We start from the raw sequence: 16,082 nt of genomic DNA, 5'->3' as shown, positions 1-16,082 counted from the left end.
GGAAGGTGTGCGTCCCCGCAGCAGCCGACGGCCCGAAATGTACAGAATCCTATATAGTAGCGGTATGGGTGCGGAACAGGACCACATCGAGTTGACGGTGACCGAGGCAACCCGTCGGGGGGTCGCAGGGCTCGTCGCCGACGCCGAACAGGGGGAGGAGGTGGTCGTCACCCGGCGGAACCAGCCCGTCGCCGCCGTGGTGAGTATGCGGCGGTACGCCGAAATGGAGGCCGCGCAGGCGGACCTGACCGATCTCGCACTGGTGCTGGCGCGAGCCGTACACGACACGGGCGAACGCAGCTCCGTGGACGATGCGCTCACAGCCTTCGCTCAGTCCCGGGCCGCACCGGAAACGACGCCGGTGGGGGAGGCCCGCGCGGGAAACCGTGCGCAGGAAGGTGGCTGAGCGGTGGCGTCCGTCGTCCTGACCGCCGATGCCGTGGATGACCTGCGCCGAATCGGCCCCCAGGCGGCACCGACGGTGCTTCGCGGAATCCTGCCTCTCGAAGACAACCCGGAGCTGGGGTACCCGCTGGGAGGTGAGCTGACCGGCTGGCGCAAGCTCCTCGTGGGGCAGGGGTCCTGGCGCGTCATCTACCATGCCGTCCGAGATCGCCGGGTGGACGTCGGTGCGGTCGTCGCCACCGGAGCCGCAGCCGATGCGCAGATCCATGCCGAGGCGCTTCGTCTGGTGCGCTCGACCCGAGGAGGGGGCTCGGCGGTCGCGAGGCTGGCTCGGACCCTGGAGCGGTTGGGGCGCCGATCCCGGGAGGCTGTCCCGCTCACGGCGGACCAGCCAGGCCAGGTCGTGCCACAGTGGCTCGCAGATCGGCTCGTGTATACGGCAGGCATGCCCCGGCTCCAGGTCGCCGCACTGGACCTGGAACAGGCGGTGGACCGCTGGACCGAGTTCTCCTCGACGTTCGAATCCTCCTGAACGCGACCTGCCCGCGCGGCCGGCGGCCCGGGCGCGGGCACGCCGCTTCGCGGTCAGGACCGCACCAGCGGGGTCTCCACCAGGTGTTCGGCGAGGAACCAGGACTGTAGCTCACCGGTACGGATGACATCGGAAACGATCAGGTCGTTGGTGCCGTCGTCCCCCTGGTCCTGCACGCGCCCGGCCGCGTCGTGTGCGGCGATGAGGATGGTCTCATGCCCCTCCAGAAGCCGGGACAGCATGGCCGGAACCTCTTCGACTCCGTTCGGTGGACGCGGAATGGTGGTGATCTCGGCGACGTGCCGTGGGTCACCCACCGCGACGCCTCCCAGGGTCTGGACCCGTTCGGCGATCTTGTCGATGATCTCGATCTGCTCTCCGGCGTGCTTATCCAGGAGAAGATGTAGCTGGTAGAAGGTCGCGCCCCGCATCAGCCAGTGGTGTTTCTTGTAGAGGTTGTAGAGGATCTGGGTGTCGGCGAGGAGCTGGTTGAGGCGCTGGCAGGAGTACATGCGGGCCTCGTGGGACAGCCCCACGGGAAACTGCCGTACGGTACCGAACTGTTGGACTTCCGCCCCATGCTGGTGTAGCCAGGGTTGGCTCGAGGTCGGCTGTGGAATCTTGGCGTTGGAATCGACGCTCACGACTGGTCCCCCGTGTCAGGATTTGCCTCTGGACTCTCTCGCGCAGTCGTTCCCGAACACGTTCTGCTCAGCCTCGGGTGCGGACCAACTTCCGGTCATGACTGCGGCAAGTGGTGCCCGGGACCGTCAGGACGTCGGTTGGGGAAGCTCGGGCGCCTCCGCGGCCAGCGCCGTCAGTGCCTGGATGAAACATGCCGCTGGCGGTTTCACCAGCCCGGCGCCGACCTGACCGGTTCCGGGGATCTTTCCGGCCATGCCGGTGTTGATCTGCGGCAGGATACCGGTGGTACACACCCGGGTCACGTCGATGCCGGTCGGGGCACCGCGAAAACCCAGGATCGGAAGCTGGAGGGCTGGGTTCTCGGCCAGGGTGATCTCGTACATCAGCTGTGAGGTACGAAGCGCGAAGTTCGTGTCACCCCCGACGAATTTCACGATCGCCGGGGCCGTGGCCATGACGAAGCCGCCCAGCCCCGCGGTCTCGGCGATCGTGGAGTCCCCGATGTCGGGATTGGCGTCCTCGGGGCCGTATTCGCCAAGAAACAGCCCGTCCGGCAGCTCCGCGGGAGCGGTGAACCAACGGTTCCCCGTGCCCGAGACCTGGATGCCGAAGTCCGTCCCGTTACGGGCCATAGCAACCACGAGTGTGGATCCGGGAATGTTCCGACCCGCGTCCATCATGAGCTTGGCGGCGGGCATCGCCGCGTTGAGGAAGAAGTGGTCGTTTCCGCCGATGAACCGGATCACCTCAGCTACCCGCGAGGTGGGCGCGTCCCCGCTCACCAGGTGGGGCACGAGTTCCCGCATCAGCATCAGGGTTCCTGCGCGGTTGCGGTTGTGCGCCTCGTCTCCCATCTGCACCATCTGCGCGAGGATCGCCCCGATATCGATGGGGCCGTGCGCGCGGACCGCATCCTGCATGAGAGGCCCGAGGACCGTCGACATCCAGCGCAGCCGGTCCGTGACCTCCGTGCCGTAGGCGCCGTAGCGGAGTACTTTGCCCAGCCCCTCGTTCAGGCTGCACCAGGAGCGCTGTCCGGTACTCGCGTCCGCCAGCTCCATCAGCCACATGGAGGGGCTGACCAGACCCGCCATCGGCCCCACTCCGCCGTGATGATGGCACGGCGAGAACCGGGCTTCACCGGTCGCCAGTCTGCGCTCGGCCTCGTCGGGGGTGTCGGCCACGTCTTCGAACAGCATTGCCCCGATCAGTGCCCCACGCAGCGGTCCTGCGGCCTGCTCCCAGGAGACCGGGGGGCCGGCGTGGTGGAACTCGCCCGGGCGAAGTCCCAGTACCTCGGCTGCTGGTCGGACGTCCACGAGGTGCGGGCGTACCGCCAGCACCCGCTCCAGCGCCGTGCTGTTGGCCTGATCCAGACGTGGATCGGCGAGGAGGCGGACCAGAGCTTCGGTTGTGGCCGGACCCTCGAGGGGTGGGGTGAAGGTGGCGTGGGTGCTGGGAACCGCCTGTTCGGCCAGCGCCTCGGCGAAGAGGCGTGTGCCTGTCGTCACCACGGACGGTGCTAGCTGGGTCACGGGCAGGCCACGGTCCCGCGGTGTGTATTCGCGTTCGACTCCGGTGTCCATGGTGTCGGCTCCCTTCGTCAGGCAGTGGCTGTGCTCGGTGTGCCCCGGACCGTGCCCGCGGCCAGGTGTGCGGCCCGACGGGCCGCGGCCGCATTGGAGGCGTAGACCTCGGCACCCGACCGGCACAGCAGTTCCGCCTGGGTGGAAAGGTCCTGGGGGTCGTTCTCCGTACCGCAGAGGCTCACCACCACGGCGGGCATCGCTCCGTTCGCGCGTTGCGTCCGCATGGTGTCCGCGATCTCCCGAGCGGGATCGGGATGGCATCCGTGGCCGAGCACCACGTCCAGGAGCACCACGCCACAGTCGGCGCTGCGCAGTTGGGCCGCGAAGCGTTCGGTACGTGGGGCGGGATCAATCATCGGGTGTGGACGTCCCGCCGTGTACGTGTCGGCACCCAGGTCCACAATCCGGTGCCCCGGGGCGTCCTCAGCCGTTGCGATGGGGCCCAGCACGGGCTGGGCGCACAGCAGCGCCTCCTCGGCAAGCGTGCCTCCACAGAACAAGCCGCGCAGCGCGCCCGGTTGTGGTTCGGGCCCCTCCGCCGGCAGCCAACGGGGCCAGGTGACCGTGTCCTGGTTTCGCCCCAGCCCGGCCAACACCTGGGCGGCCACCGAGGTGAGGTCCGGCTCCTCCGGTCCGAGTAGGACGGTGTGCGCCGGAGTAGCCAGGGCCTCCAGAGCCGAGGTCACCCGTGCGGCGACCTCCGGGGCTGGAGGTTTGGACACCACCACGATGCGTTCGGTCGCAGGGTCCTCCTCCAGCAGCTCCAGGGCACGCAGGGTGGAGAGCCCTCCGATCGCCGAATGGAGGTCGCGGCCACCGACTCCGATGCAGTGACTGATGCCGACCCCGGCTGTGTCCAGGAGGCACATGAGGTGCTGGGCCCCGGTGCCGGAGGCGGCCACGATCCCGACCGGTCCGGGGCGTACCGCGTTGGCGAACCCCAGAGCCGCCCCCGACAGCAGGGCCGTGCCACAGTCCGGGCCCATCACTAGGCGTCCCGTCCGCTGGGCGTGCGTTTTCAGCGCCAGTTCGTGGTGGAGGGGAACGTTGTCGCTGAACACCAGAACATCGAGTCCGCACCGCAACGCCTCGAACGCCGAGACCGCGGCACTGTCCCCCGGAGTGGCCACCAGTGCGACCGTGGCTGGAGTGTCCGCCCCGGCTGCCCGGTTCACGGCACTCCGGATACTGCGGGGCTCGATCTGCCCGGAATCCGATCCAGATGTGCCAGGGCCCGCGCCCGTCGCATCCAGCTCCTGCGCAGCGCGCCGCAGTGCGGCCTCCCGGGTCGCCTCGTCGGCCGCACGAACTGCGATCAGGAGGTCATTGGCTGTGGTCCCGGTGGGAGCGGTGCCCCCGAGCTCCGTCAGCAGCTCCAGATTCAGCTCGGTGGCCATCGCCACCAGTGCCCCCTCGACGTCGGGGAGCTGGCGCAGTATGCGGCTCACCCGCATGAGCGCGACCGAGTCACGGTAGCTGCCGCGACGCAGGTGCACGGCGACCCGGCTGTCCGTTCCGGTGGTGGATTCCGGGGCATCACGGGGTGTCTGCTGAGTCACACCCACACCTCCTCATCAGGAATGTCCGGGATGTTGGGGAGCTCGGGGCTGTCCCGGTGGCCCCCGGGAGTGGCCCCATACCGAGGGGCTCGGGGGCGAGCCGATGCGGTTGACGACAGTGTCGGGAGCCCATCCCGGTGGCGCAGGGACGCACGGGCTCCGGCGCAGATGCCGAGGGCCAGGTCGGCACCGGAGCTGTGCCCGACCCGAAGCAACCGGCTCAGGGCCACGTCCACTGCTCGGTGCCCACCGAGTGCGTCGAGGAGTGCAAGTGCCTCCGGGCAGGCGGTGCCGTGGGCGGCGTGCCCGAGCAGTGTCGCGGACAGGCTGGTTGTGGCGTCTGGCGCCTGGAGCAGGGTCTGACGTGCCAGGGGCTTGGTGGCGTGGTCACCGGCGAGGTAGGCATGGCCCAGCAGCAGTCCACACAGGGCATCGTCGCCGCTGGGGGTCAGTCCCGGACCACACCCCAGCAGGAGCCGGCACACGTCTGCGGCTGCTCTCGCGTCGGTGAGATCCTGCCGCGCCTCCGGTTCGGCCAGCCGCGTGAGTGCCGCTATGCGAGTGCTGTCCAGTCCACTGCCTCGGTGCGGGGATGTGGCGAGGCGTTGCTCCACGGCATCGAGTGCGCTGCGAACCCGGCTGAGGCTGCGTGGCGGCCGCGGTGGCGGTGGGCGCCACCAACGCAGGATCCGTACCGTGATGCGCCCCTCGGCTGTTTCGGCCTCCACCCGTCCGCAACCGACGGTGATGCGGTGTGCTGAGGCGAGTGTGTCCAGTACCGTCGTGGCCACCTCGCTGCCGAGACTTGCGGTTCCGGGGAGTCGAACCGCGTCGGCGGCCAGGATCCCGGTCACCGCGGGCGGGCCCTGCGCGGGCACCTCCAGGTAGACCGCCCGAGTCGTGCGGCCCAACATGGTCACACCGCAGCGTGGCCCGGCGAGGTGTCCGGGATGGCCGGTCCCCACGGCGGGAATGTCCGGGCCGGCGGACGCTGTGCGCTCGCGTTCCTCGGGCGATGGTGCCACGTTGCCTCCCCGGGGTGGGGCATGGTCGACGGGTGCCGGTGCCCGGTCTGTCCGCGAGGTGCGCGCACAGACCGGGCAGGGCACGGAAAGATTCCATTTCTCGGTCAGCTATCCGAGACGCTAGACGTGGCCGCTATCGTCACCCCATGGAGAACCTTGCCAAGGATTCGGCGTCGCCTGCACAGGATCTGCCGAGTACGATGCGGATGCGGCCCGCAAGCCAGCTGGCCAGGGGACTCTCCGTCGCCGAGGTCCTCGAATTGTCCAGCCTGGCCGGAACCCAGGTGTTGGCGGGGCGAAGCGGACTCGATCGGGTGGTCCAGCGTCTCAACGTCATGGAAGTTCCCGACATCCTTCCCTGGGTCAAACCGCACGAATTGCTCCTGACCACCGGCTACCCGCTGCGGGACACTCCGGAACAGTTGGCTCGACTGGTACGGGATCTGGCACAGCGTGAGCTGGCCGCGGTGGCGATCAAGGTCGGGCGCTATGTCGAGACACTGCCCCCCGAGCTGTTGCGGGCCGCCGACGAGGTGGGTCTGCCGTTGCTGCACCTTGCCGACGATGTGGCCTTCGACGACATCCTCAACCAGGTTCTCACCGACATCCTCAATCGACAGGCCGCGACACTGGCACGCTCCGAGGAGGTGCACCGGGTTCTGGTCAACGTGATTCTCGCCGGAGGTGGGCTCGCCGCCATTACCAACGAGCTGCCCGCCCTGCTGGACGGCGGGGTTATGGTCACCACCCCGGATGGCAGGGTCCTGGCCCGGTCCGGCCTGAGTTCTCCGACGCTCCGGGACACGACCTACTTCACCGAAGCCGGGGACCGGTTCCGGGTGGAGCGGTTCAAACACGGGGTCCGGGCCCTGGACGATGAGGGTGCACAGGTGGCGCAGGTGCCGATCCTCGCCGGGAACCTGGATCACGGCCGGGTCGTGCTCATCACCGACGGGCGAGCCATCGACGATTCCGACGTGCGGGTTCTGGAACGGGTGGCCGCGACCGCGGCTCTGGTCATCACCAGGGACCTGGCGGTCTCCGCGGTGGAGAGCAAGTACCAGGGCGACTTCCTGCGCGAGCTGTTGACCGGGCGGGCGGGTGAGACGCAGGACACGGTTCGACACTGCGCCAACCTGGGGTGGGATATCGACCGTCCCGTGGTGGTCCTCGTGGCCGAGCTGGACGCCGCCGCACCCGAGCAGGTTCCTGCCGCCGGAGAACTCCGCCCGGCCCACGAACGGTTCGCGAGTGCGTGGAGCATGGTGGTGCGCGAGCGCGATCCGCAGGCAGCCATCGCTGGCTACAGCCAGGAGGTGGTTGTGGTCATGGGCGCCGACTGTGCCGAGCCGCGCCGGCGTGGGGCGCCTGCGAGTGCCGCCCGGGCCGACGCCGCCACCGCGACGGAGACCGCCGCCACCGTGCAGTCCGAGGATGTGGATCGGCTGGTACGCACCATGGTGTCGCAGGTCGCCGGGGATGGCGGCGGTGGACGTCGGACCTTCGCCACCGGAGTGAGTCGGGTGGTGCACGGGCCTGCCGGCATCCCAGCCGCCTACGCCCAGGCGCAACAGGCCGCCAGGGTAGGACGGCAGGTGCACGGGACCGGGGCCGTCGCGAACTTCGACAGCTTGGGGATCCACCGGCTGTTGAGCCTGGTCCCGGACGGAGCTGAGCTGCGCGGATTTGTCCAGGAGACACTCGGCCCCCTGGCCGAGGAGGACGGTGCGGCGACGGACCTGCGCACCACTCTGGAAGTACTGTTGGACAACAATCTCAACGTCGCCGAGACCGCGCGCCTGCTGCACTTCCACTACAACACGCTGCGCTACCGCATCGGCAAGCTGGAACGGATGCTGGGCCCGTTCACCCGGGATGCACACCTGCGCCTGAATCTGATGGTCGCCCTGCGCGTCGTGCGCATGCGCGGGGTGGTGGGGTGAGCGGCGCTCTGCATTCCGGGGCGGGCCGGTAACGAGGTGTGCCTGCGCGGCAGTTCGCGTGTGCCGGAGAGCCCTCGGCATCGCCCATGAAGCCGATCCCGCGGCAGGTGCCTCAGGGAGAGACCCCGGCCTGCTGTAGTGGACAGCCACCGTACACACCGCGCGGGGCGGCGTTTCCGCCACGCAACTGTTCGGCGATAGCGCCGAAACATCCGTATGGCGAAACTTGGGCGGGCCGCCGCTGGAGTCGCCGTTGGGCAGCACTACCCAATCGATCTGTCCCCGGTTGGCAGCAATAGCCAGTGAGCTCACCGTGCGCGCTCCCTAGGGTTGCCCAGATCCGGTGATTTGGATCACGTTTCGGACTGTCGTGGTGACCGGAAACCCACCGGCGCGCCACCGCAAGGGGAGGCTGTATGCGCGTGCTACGCAGGCTTGGTGTGGGATGGGAGCTGTACGGAGACGGGAGCGCTCCACCTCCCGGCGCGTCGGTGAAACCCCACGAACGCCTGTCCTGGGGACGTACCACCGGCCTCGGGGCCCAACACGTGGTGGCCATGTTCGGCGCCACCTTCGTGTTCCCGATCGTTATGGGGCTGGACCCGAACGTGGCCATCATGATGTCCGGACTGGCCACCATGATCTTCCTGCTGATCACCGCGGGGAAGGTGCCCAGTTACCTGGGCACCAGCGCCTCCTTCGTCGGGGCTGCGGTCATCATCTCGCCCGGCGGGGAGAATCCGGCCGTGCTCACCGGGGCGATCCTCGTCGCCGGGGGAGTCCTGGCCCTGTCCGGACTCATCATCCACCTACTCGGCCCCACGGTCATCCTCGCGGTCTTCCCACCCGTGGTGACCGGGGGTGTCGTCATGCTCATCGGATTCAAACTCGCACCTGTGGTCGCGGATCTCTACTGGCCGATGGAACAGTGGATCGCCCTGTTGACCATGTGTTTCGTCGTGCTGGCCACCGTGCTGTTGCGTGGCTTCCTCGCCCGGATCACGATCCTGCTCGGCCTGGTGTTCGGGTTCGTGATGTCGGTGATTTTCGACGCGACCTTCGGCCCCCACACCGCCCACGACAGCGAGGGCGCGGTTATCCACGACGGGATGCGCGTCGACCTCTCCGAGGTTGCCGAGGCCCCCTGGATCGGCCTGCCGGATTTTCACAGTCCGAGTTTCGAGACCACGGCGGTCCTGATAGCACTGCCCGCGGTCATCGCCCTCATCGCCGAGAACGCCGGCCATGTCAAAGCCGTTCAGGAGATGACCAAGACCGACCTCAACCCCTATGTGGGCCGGGCGATCTTCGCCGACGGCGTTGCCACCTCCCTCGCCAGCTCTGTGGGTGGTTCCCCCACCACCACCTACGCGGAGAACATCGGGGTCATGGCCGCCACCCGTGTCTACTCCACGGCCGCCTACTGGGTAGCCGCACTGGTGGCGGTGCTGTTCGGGCTGTGTCCGAAGTTCGGCGCGCTGGTTGCCGCCACCCCCGATGGCGTACTTGGGGGAATCACGGTGGTGCTGTACGGCATGATTGGTCTCCTCGGGGCAAAGATCTGGATTGAGAACCGCGTCGACTTCGCCAACCCGATCGTGTTGGTTCCGGTCGCGGCCGGGCTGATCGCCGGGATCGGTGGAGTGAGCATGACCTTCGGTGAGGGGTTCGAGATCGAGGGAATCGCGCTCGGCACGATCATTCTGTTGGTGGGCTACCACCTGCTGCACTGGATCGCCCCGGCCCATATGCGGCCCGCCCCAACCGACCTCAGCCCACACACCACGGCCACCGATGCGACGGAGGCCACCACTCTGCCCGGCCACGCCAACCACCCACCCTCCACCGATCCCCGCACCTGAACCGGGGCGCGGCACGGCCGTGTCCCACTCCGACCGGCAGGGAGAACCGCATCGTGAAACCACCGGCCTTCTCCTACCACGCGCCCGACACCGTCTCCGAGACGCTGCGGCTGCTCTCCGAGCTGGGTGGTCAGGCCAAAATCCTCGCCGGGGGACAGAGCCTGATCCCGTTGTTGAACATGCGGTTGGCCAGTCCTCGTCACCTTGTCGACCTGCGCAGAATCACCGAGCTGGACACCGTGACCGTCGACGCGTCGGGTGTTGGGGTTGGTGCCATGGCCCGGCATGCGCGTGTGGAACGGGACGCAGCCACGGCACACGCCGTTCCGCTCCTGCCCACAGCCCTACGGCTGGTTGCGCATTCGGTGATCCGCAACCGCGGAACCGTGGTCGGTAGCCTCGCCCATGCCGATCCCTCCGCCGAGCTCACCGCGGTCCTCGCGCTTCTGGATGGGACGGTGACCGTAGCGGACAGCTCGACCCAACGGACCGTGTCCGCGCGGGACTTCTTCGTCGGCCCGCTGGAGAGCTGCCTGCGTCCCACGGAGTTGGCAGTGCGAGCCCATTTCCCCCGGTTGCCCCGCGGTAGTGGGACGGCAATCCGTGAGGTGGCCCGCCGCAGTGGCGACTATGCGCTGTGTGGAGCCGCGGCAGCGGTCACCCTGGACTCCGACCGTCGGATCCGTTCGGCTTGGCTGGCCTACCTCTCCCTGGCCCCCGTCCCCCTGGTCGTCGACGTGACCCCCGCAGTCGCGGGGAGTGATGCACACGGCGCGGACTGGGACGCGGCCGTCCACATCGCCCACGGGTGGTGGGAGCCCGAGGCCGATATTCACGCCACCGCTGCCTATCGCGGCCACCTGGCCGCGGTACTAACCCGCCGGACCCTGTGCGAGGCCGCTGCCGCAGCCCTCGCGGACAGCGGCGGTGCTGCGGACAGCATCGCCGCCACAGACAGCGCGGTGACCTCGGCCTCTCCCGTGGCATCCCAGCAACCAGCATCATCCCGTCCCAGCGGAAAGGGGAACCCGGATGCCTGACCAGCCTGACGAGGAGCTGCACGCAATCCGACTTCAGGTCAACGGCGTGCCCCACGACCTCCGGGTGCCAGCACGGCGACTGCTGTCGGACTGCTTGCGCCACGACCTGCGTCTCACCGGCACCCACGTTGGTTGTGAACACGGGGTGTGCGGGGCCTGTACCGTGCTCCTGGACGATGAGCCCGTCCGCTCCTGCCTGACACTGGCGGTCGGCGCCCAGGGCACCCGGATCACGACAGTGGAGGGGCTTGCCGCTCCGGATGGCAGTCCGCACCCCGTGCAACGCGCCTTCGCCGAGTGCCACGGTCTCCAGTGCGGCTTCTGTACTCCCGGATTCCTGACTCTGGTCGCCGCGTACCTTGCGGAGAATCCCGCACCCACGGAGGAGGAGGCCCGAGCAGCGATCAGCGGCAACCTGTGCCGATGCACCGGATACCAGAACATCGTTGCCGCCGTGCTCCGTGCGGCCGAACTCGGCGCCGCAGGTGACACGGCGGGAGAGCGGCCTGAGTCGTGCGGTGAAACCGGAGATATCCGCCGCGAGGACAGTGTGCCGACGCAGGCGACAGCGCAATCACCACGCGGACGGGGAGACCTACGATGACCACCCGGCATTTCGGCGAGCCGGTCCCACGCCGTGAGGACGCCCGACTGACCACCGGCCAGGGCACCTTTGTCGACGATATCGCCGCACACGCCGGCGCGAACTGCTACGCCGCAGCGTTCGTGCGCAGTCCACACGCCCACGCCCGAATCCGCGACATCGATGTCACCGCCGCACTCGACGTGACGGGACTGGTGGGGATCTACACCCATGGTGACCTCACCGGAGCGATGGCCGAACCACTGCCCCTGCTCGTGCCGCATCCGGGAATCGTGGACGGGCGCACCCCCCACGCTCTGGCCAAGACTCACGTGCACCACGTGGGTGCGCCCGTGGCGATGGTCCTAGCCCGGGACCGCTACGTCGCCGAAGACGTGGTGGAGCGCATCCGTGTGGACTACGAGGTGCTGGATCCCGTCGTTGGGATCGAGGCGGCGTGGACGGCCCGCAGTACCGCGCACTCCGACATGTCCGACAACGTCGCCGCGCGTCTGGTGCAGGAGGTCGGCGATGCTGCCACCGCCGTCGCCCGGGCGCCGCACCAGCTCGACCTGACCTGGGAGATCGAACGATCGGCCGCCATGCCACTCGAGGGGCGCGGCGTGCACGCACGGTGGGACAGCACGGACGAGCGGCTGCGCCTGTACAGCTCCACCCAGACCTCCGCGGGAGTCCGGGCGGCGGTCGCGGCGAAGCTGGGCCTGCACCTGGGGCAGGTGGAGTGCATTGTCCCGGACGTCGGTGGCGGCTTCGGGGTGAAGGTTATGCATCCCTGGCCGGAGGAGCTGCTGCTGTGCTGGGCGGCGCACCTGTTGGGGCACGAGGTTGCCTGGACCGAGGACCGCAGGGAGCACTTCGTTTCCTCCGCCCACGAACGTGCTCAGGAACACCGGGTCCGGGTCGGGTTCGACGGCGACGGTCGTCTGCTGGGGCTGGACGTGGACATCCGCCACGATAACGGGGCCTTTCTGAACTACGGCATCATCGTTCCGATCATCACCTCCACCCAGCTCCTCGGCCCCTACAAGCCCGAGACCTACCGGGTTACGTTCCACAGTCTCTACACCAACACGGTGCTGGTCACCCCCTACCGAGGAGCCGGGCGCCCACAGGGTGTCTACGCCATGGAACGCACGATGGACGCCATTGCGGAGTATCTGGGGCGGGATCGGGCTGCGGTGCGGGCCAGCAACCTGATCCAGCCCGAGGAGATGCCCTACGATCACGGACTCACCTTCCAGGACGGCCGGCCGCTCGTGTATGACTCCGGGGACTTCCCGGCCAGCCTGGACAAGATCCGTGCCCTGGTGGGGTGGGATGACTTCGAGAGCTACCGGAGGCAGGCCCAGGCCGAGGGACGGCGGGTCGGGATCGGCCTGGCCTGCTATGTGGAGGGAACCGGGGTCGGGCCCTACGAGGGTGGACACGTCCAGGTGGAGACGGACGGATCAGTGCGCGTGGCCACCGGGCTGACCACACAGGGACAGGGGCACCAGACCATCCTGGCCCAGATCGTCGCCGACGAACTGGGTGTCGCACTCGACGACATCGCGGTCACCACCGGGGATACGCGACGCATGCCCTATTCGGTGGGCACCTACGCCTCCCGGGGCGCCGTCACCAGTGGCAGTGCGGTGGCTCTGGCCTCCCGGCGATTGCGGGACAAGGCGGTTCGGGTGGCCGCCGAGGCGCTGGAGGTAGACCCCGGCGATCTCGAACTGGCCGGGGGAAGGGTCCGCGTTGCGGGGCACCCCACGTCGGGGATCCCCCTGGGAACCGTCGCGGTTCTCGCCAATCCGCTGCGCTACGCCTTTGACGAGGCGTCGGCCGCCGCAACCCAGTTCTCCCAGCCCGCCGATCCGAACGTTCCTCCGGTTGCCGAGGACAGCGAACCCGGGTTGGAGGGGACGGGCTTCTACTCGCCGGTCCGCTCCACGTTCGCCAACGGCATGCACGCCGCGATCGTCGAGACCGATCCGGACACGGCGGAGATTCGCATCCTGCGCTATTGCGTGGTGCACGACTGCGGACGGATCGTGAATCCCACCATTCTCGAGGGACAGGTGCATGGCGGCGTCGCCCAGGGAGTGGCCGGAGCCCTCTACGAGCGCATGGCCTACGACGACCACGGTCAGCTGCTCAACGCCTCCTTCATGGATTTCCTGATGCCCTACGCCTCCGAGGTGCCGGCCGTGGAGATCGACCACCTGGAAACCCCCAGCCCGCTCAACCCGTTGGGGGTGAAGGGTGCGGGTGAGGCCGGAGTGATCCCGGGATCGGCGGTTCTGGCTTCGGCGATCGAAGACGCGGAAGGGTTCCCGATCACCCGGATGCCGATCTCCCCGAGCGAGCTGTTCGAACTGCGACGACGTCACGCGGCCGGAGAGCTCCGGTCCCTGTGCCGCGACCTCCCAGCGCAGCGCCCCGCCTGACCTCAGGAAAGGAAACCCGATGCACATCACCGGCAGCGCCACCGTGCACGCGCCCGTGGAGCAGGTATGGTCCGGGGTACTTGATCCCGCGGTACTGGCACGCACCATTCCAGGCTGCGAACGACTCGAAACCGTCGGAGTCGACCACTACCGAGGCACGATCCAGGTCGGGGTCGCCGCGATCAGCGGCGCCTTCGACGGAGAGGTGAAGCTCGAGGACAAGCAGGAGCCCGCCACCCTCACCCTTCGTGCGTCCGGATCCGGATCTCCCGGAACGGTGCAGGCCGATGTCGCCGTGCATCTCGCTGAGGACACGCCCGGGCAGACGACAGTGACCTACGACGCCACCGCGGTGGTGGGCGGCATGATCGGTGGGGTGGGCCAACGCGTGTTGGTCGGGGTTGCCAAGCGCACTGCGGAGGAGTTCTTCCGTGCCCTGGACGCGGAGCTCACCGAGGCTCAGCCCGCCGTCACGGTGCCCGAGCAGGCAACGGCGCCGTCGACGGAGTCCGTGCCCGGTGGCTCGGCCCGTGTGCAGAGTTTTCCGGGGCGGGTCGCCACCCGTGGGGGTAGCCAGGATGGGTTCGTTGCCGGAGCGTTGTTTGGGGCCGCTGTGGCGTTGGCTGGTGTCCTGGTGGGAGCCGTGGTGGCGCGACGGCGCTGAGTAGGATGAGGACAGCAGGTCGGCGCAGCTGCGGCCGTGTGGTGTCCTGCATCACCGCACGCCCCCAGGGCCGGGCCTTCACGAGCGTCTGCCGTGTCGGCCGTCGGCTCGCGTGTTTGGATCAGGGCAGGTAGAGTGGCCACGGTTGGTGTGCCCTACATCTCAGTCGGGCGCGATGGGCGAAACTGCCACCGAAGCCGCAGTGGGAATGCTAGCGTCACTTGTCGCAGCGGTCGTACCAATCGGTGACTGTTCCCCCGACATCACCGGAGGGAAACCGCAGCGCCACCGTCTCCTTCCCGGCTCCGAGGACTGACCCCAGTGAGTGAATCTCCGAAACTCTCCACGAAGATCATCGTCGCCGGTGGGTTCGGTGCCGGCAAGACAACCTTCATCGGCGCCATCTCCGAGGTGCCTCCGGTGCGGACCGAGGGTGCGGTCACGGCCGCGAGCACGGGCGTCGACGATCTGTCGGCCACACCGGACAAGACCAGTACGACGGTCGCCATGGACTTCGGGCGGATTACGCTCGACAACGATCTCACCCTCTACCTGTTCGGAACGCCTGGCCAGTCCCGATTCATGTTCATGTGGGACGATCTCGCGCGGGGTGCTCTGGGCGCGGTGATCCTCGCCGACACCCGACGTCTGGCGGAGTCCTTCCACGCGATCGACTACTTCGAGCGCCAGTATCCACTGCCCTTCGTGTTGGCGTTGAACGAGTTCGAAGGCGCGGAGCGCTATCCGGAGGAGACCCTGCGGGACGCGCTGGACCTCCAGCCGCACATCCCGATCGTGGACTGTGACGCCCGGGACCGAGAATCCGTTCGTGGGGTGCTGGTCAGTCTGGTGCAGCATGCCATGGTGCTGTCCCAGAGCCAGGGGCGCCATCTGGTGCACTGAGACTGACCCCCCGGGGGGATCAGCGCTGCCCGCTCTGCGGGGAGCGCGCGGCCAGTACGTCGACCAGTCCCAGAGCGAACCGGTGGTACTCGTCGATGTGCATCCCCTGTTCCCGCACGATTTCCAGGGGGCGGCGCCGTGGCGGTGTACCCCGGATGCGGGAACGCAGCCCCTCCAGCCACCGCAGCGGAATCTTCGTGTACTCAACGTGGTCCATCAGCAGCAGCGAGCCCTCCGGACGGAGCACCCTGCGCATCTCCCGGAGGGCGTGCTCCTGGTCCGGGATCTCGCACAGGGACAGCGTGCAGATGACCGTGTCGAAGCTGTCCTCGGAAAACGGGATCCGGGTAGCGTCGGCCGTTCCGAGTTGCACCTCGCGCCCCAGGGTCTCGGCACGCTCGCGAGCCTGCTGCATCATGCCCGCGCTGAGATCGATGCCGGTGACGGTCGTGTCCGCTGGTAGGTAGTCCAGGTTGAATCCGGTCCCCACGGCGACATCCAGAACCCGACCGTGGGCCAACGCACAGAGCCGGATGCGGGCGTCGCCGAGTAGCCGCCGTTCCCAGCGTGCGCCGCGGTCGTAGTAGGGGGCCATCCGGTCCCACCGGCGGCGCAGGCGCCGGGTGGCTGCGCCGCCGGCGTTGTTGTTCGGCTCGGTGCCCATCATCCGGCCCTGTCTCCCGAGTCTCCGTAGTGCTGTGACCCACAGCATACGGGGCAGGTGCCCTGGCTGGCCCGGGATTGGCACGCTCCACTGCGTGTGCGGAATGTCGATGACGCGCTGCGACCGGATAGGCCCGGTTCGTAGGATTCCGTCATGGCCGAGCGCGAGCACGAAGTGCTGACCCAACTGTTCCAGAACCAACCCTCCCTCGCGGC

At 68.4% G+C, this 16,082-nt stretch carries 14 protein-coding genes; 9 read left to right on the top strand and 5 right to left on the bottom strand.

Features of this window, described 5'->3' with window-relative positions; all coding sequences use genetic code 11:
* The first annotated feature begins 64 nt into the window (after nt 1–64).
* The gene (locus tag RIF23_RS19520; RefSeq protein WP_310914074.1) at nt 65–406 is read left to right on the top strand and encodes a type II toxin-antitoxin system Phd/YefM family antitoxin; all 342 of its coding nucleotides are present in this window, start codon (nt 65–67) and stop codon (nt 404–406) included.
* 3 nt (nt 407–409) lie between these two features.
* Nucleotides 410–937 (top strand): type II toxin-antitoxin system RelE family toxin, encoded by a 528-nt coding sequence (locus tag RIF23_RS19515; RefSeq protein WP_310914073.1) that lies wholly within the window; start codon nt 410–412, stop codon nt 935–937.
* Between the two features lie 53 nt (nt 938–990).
* On the opposite strand, the gene RIF23_RS19510 is transcribed toward RIF23_RS19515, so the two are convergent.
* The 4 genes from RIF23_RS19510 to RIF23_RS19495 all read right to left on the bottom strand — a co-directional run bounded on the left by RIF23_RS19510 (nt 991) and on the right by RIF23_RS19495 (nt 5,755).
* Nucleotides 991–1,581 (bottom strand): Dps family protein, encoded by a 591-nt coding sequence (locus tag RIF23_RS19510; protein WP_310914072.1) that lies wholly within the window; start codon nt 1,579–1,581, stop codon nt 991–993.
* A 126-nt stretch (nt 1,582–1,707) separates the two neighbouring features.
* Nucleotides 1,708–3,168 (bottom strand): YlbE family protein, encoded by a 1,461-nt coding sequence (locus RIF23_RS19505; protein WP_310914071.1) that lies wholly within the window; start codon nt 3,166–3,168, stop codon nt 1,708–1,710.
* A 17-nt stretch (nt 3,169–3,185) separates the two neighbouring features.
* Complete coding sequence (locus tag RIF23_RS19500; RefSeq protein WP_310914070.1) at nt 3,186–4,730, bottom strand: FdrA family protein; 1,545 nt, start codon at nt 4,728–4,730, stop codon at nt 3,186–3,188.
* A complete protein-coding gene (locus RIF23_RS19495; protein WP_310914069.1) occupies nt 4,727–5,755 on the bottom strand; it encodes a DUF2877 domain-containing protein in 1,029 nt (342 codons plus the stop codon). Before RIF23_RS19495 ends, RIF23_RS19500 begins: the two co-directional genes overlap by 4 nt.
* A 200-nt stretch (nt 5,756–5,955) precedes the next feature.
* On the opposite strand from RIF23_RS19495, the gene RIF23_RS19490 reads away from it, so the two are divergent.
* The 7 genes from RIF23_RS19490 to RIF23_RS19460 all read left to right on the top strand — a co-directional run bounded on the left by RIF23_RS19490 (nt 5,956) and on the right by RIF23_RS19460 (nt 15,203).
* Nucleotides 5,956–7,698 (top strand): PucR family transcriptional regulator, encoded by a 1,743-nt coding sequence (locus RIF23_RS19490; RefSeq protein WP_310914068.1) that lies wholly within the window; start codon nt 5,956–5,958, stop codon nt 7,696–7,698.
* A 416-nt stretch (nt 7,699–8,114) separates the two neighbouring features.
* Entirely contained in the window at nt 8,115–9,560 is a 1,446-nt protein-coding gene (locus tag RIF23_RS19485; protein ID WP_310914067.1) for a uracil-xanthine permease family protein, read from the top strand.
* Nucleotides 9,561–9,613: 53 nt separating this feature from the next.
* Complete coding sequence (locus RIF23_RS19480) at nt 9,614–10,600, top strand: FAD binding domain-containing protein (RefSeq protein ID WP_310914066.1); 987 nt, start codon at nt 9,614–9,616, stop codon at nt 10,598–10,600.
* Nucleotides 10,593–11,204, top strand: a complete 612-nt coding sequence (locus RIF23_RS19475; RefSeq protein WP_310914065.1) for a (2Fe-2S)-binding protein — start codon at nt 10,593–10,595, stop codon at nt 11,202–11,204. The genes RIF23_RS19480 and RIF23_RS19475 overlap by 8 nt, the downstream gene beginning before the upstream one ends.
* Nucleotides 11,201–13,636 carry an aerobic carbon-monoxide dehydrogenase large subunit gene (cutA, locus tag RIF23_RS19470; RefSeq protein ID WP_310914064.1) on the top strand — a complete coding sequence of 812 codons (2,436 nt, stop codon included), beginning with the start codon at nt 11,201–11,203 and terminating at the stop codon, nt 13,634–13,636. The genes RIF23_RS19475 and cutA overlap by 4 nt, the downstream gene beginning before the upstream one ends.
* A 19-nt stretch (nt 13,637–13,655) precedes the next feature.
* Complete coding sequence (locus RIF23_RS19465) at nt 13,656–14,300, top strand: SRPBCC family protein (protein WP_310914063.1); 645 nt, start codon at nt 13,656–13,658, stop codon at nt 14,298–14,300.
* A gap of 321 nt (nt 14,301–14,621) precedes the next feature.
* The gene (locus tag RIF23_RS19460) at nt 14,622–15,203 is read left to right on the top strand and encodes a GTP-binding protein (RefSeq protein ID WP_310914062.1); all 582 of its coding nucleotides are present in this window, start codon (nt 14,622–14,624) and stop codon (nt 15,201–15,203) included.
* A 19-nt stretch (nt 15,204–15,222) separates the two neighbouring features.
* On the opposite strand, the gene RIF23_RS19455 is transcribed toward RIF23_RS19460, so the two are convergent.
* A partial coding sequence (locus RIF23_RS19455; RefSeq protein ID WP_310914061.1) for a class I SAM-dependent methyltransferase occupies nt 15,223–16,082 on the bottom strand: 860 nt, incomplete at its 5' end.

It is taken from the genome of Lipingzhangella rawalii, from assembly GCF_031628175.1.
Lineage (GTDB): Bacteria > Actinomycetota > Actinomycetes > Streptosporangiales > Streptosporangiaceae > Lipingzhangella_A > Lipingzhangella_A rawalii.
This window is presented reverse-complemented; position numbering and strand designations above follow the sequence as displayed.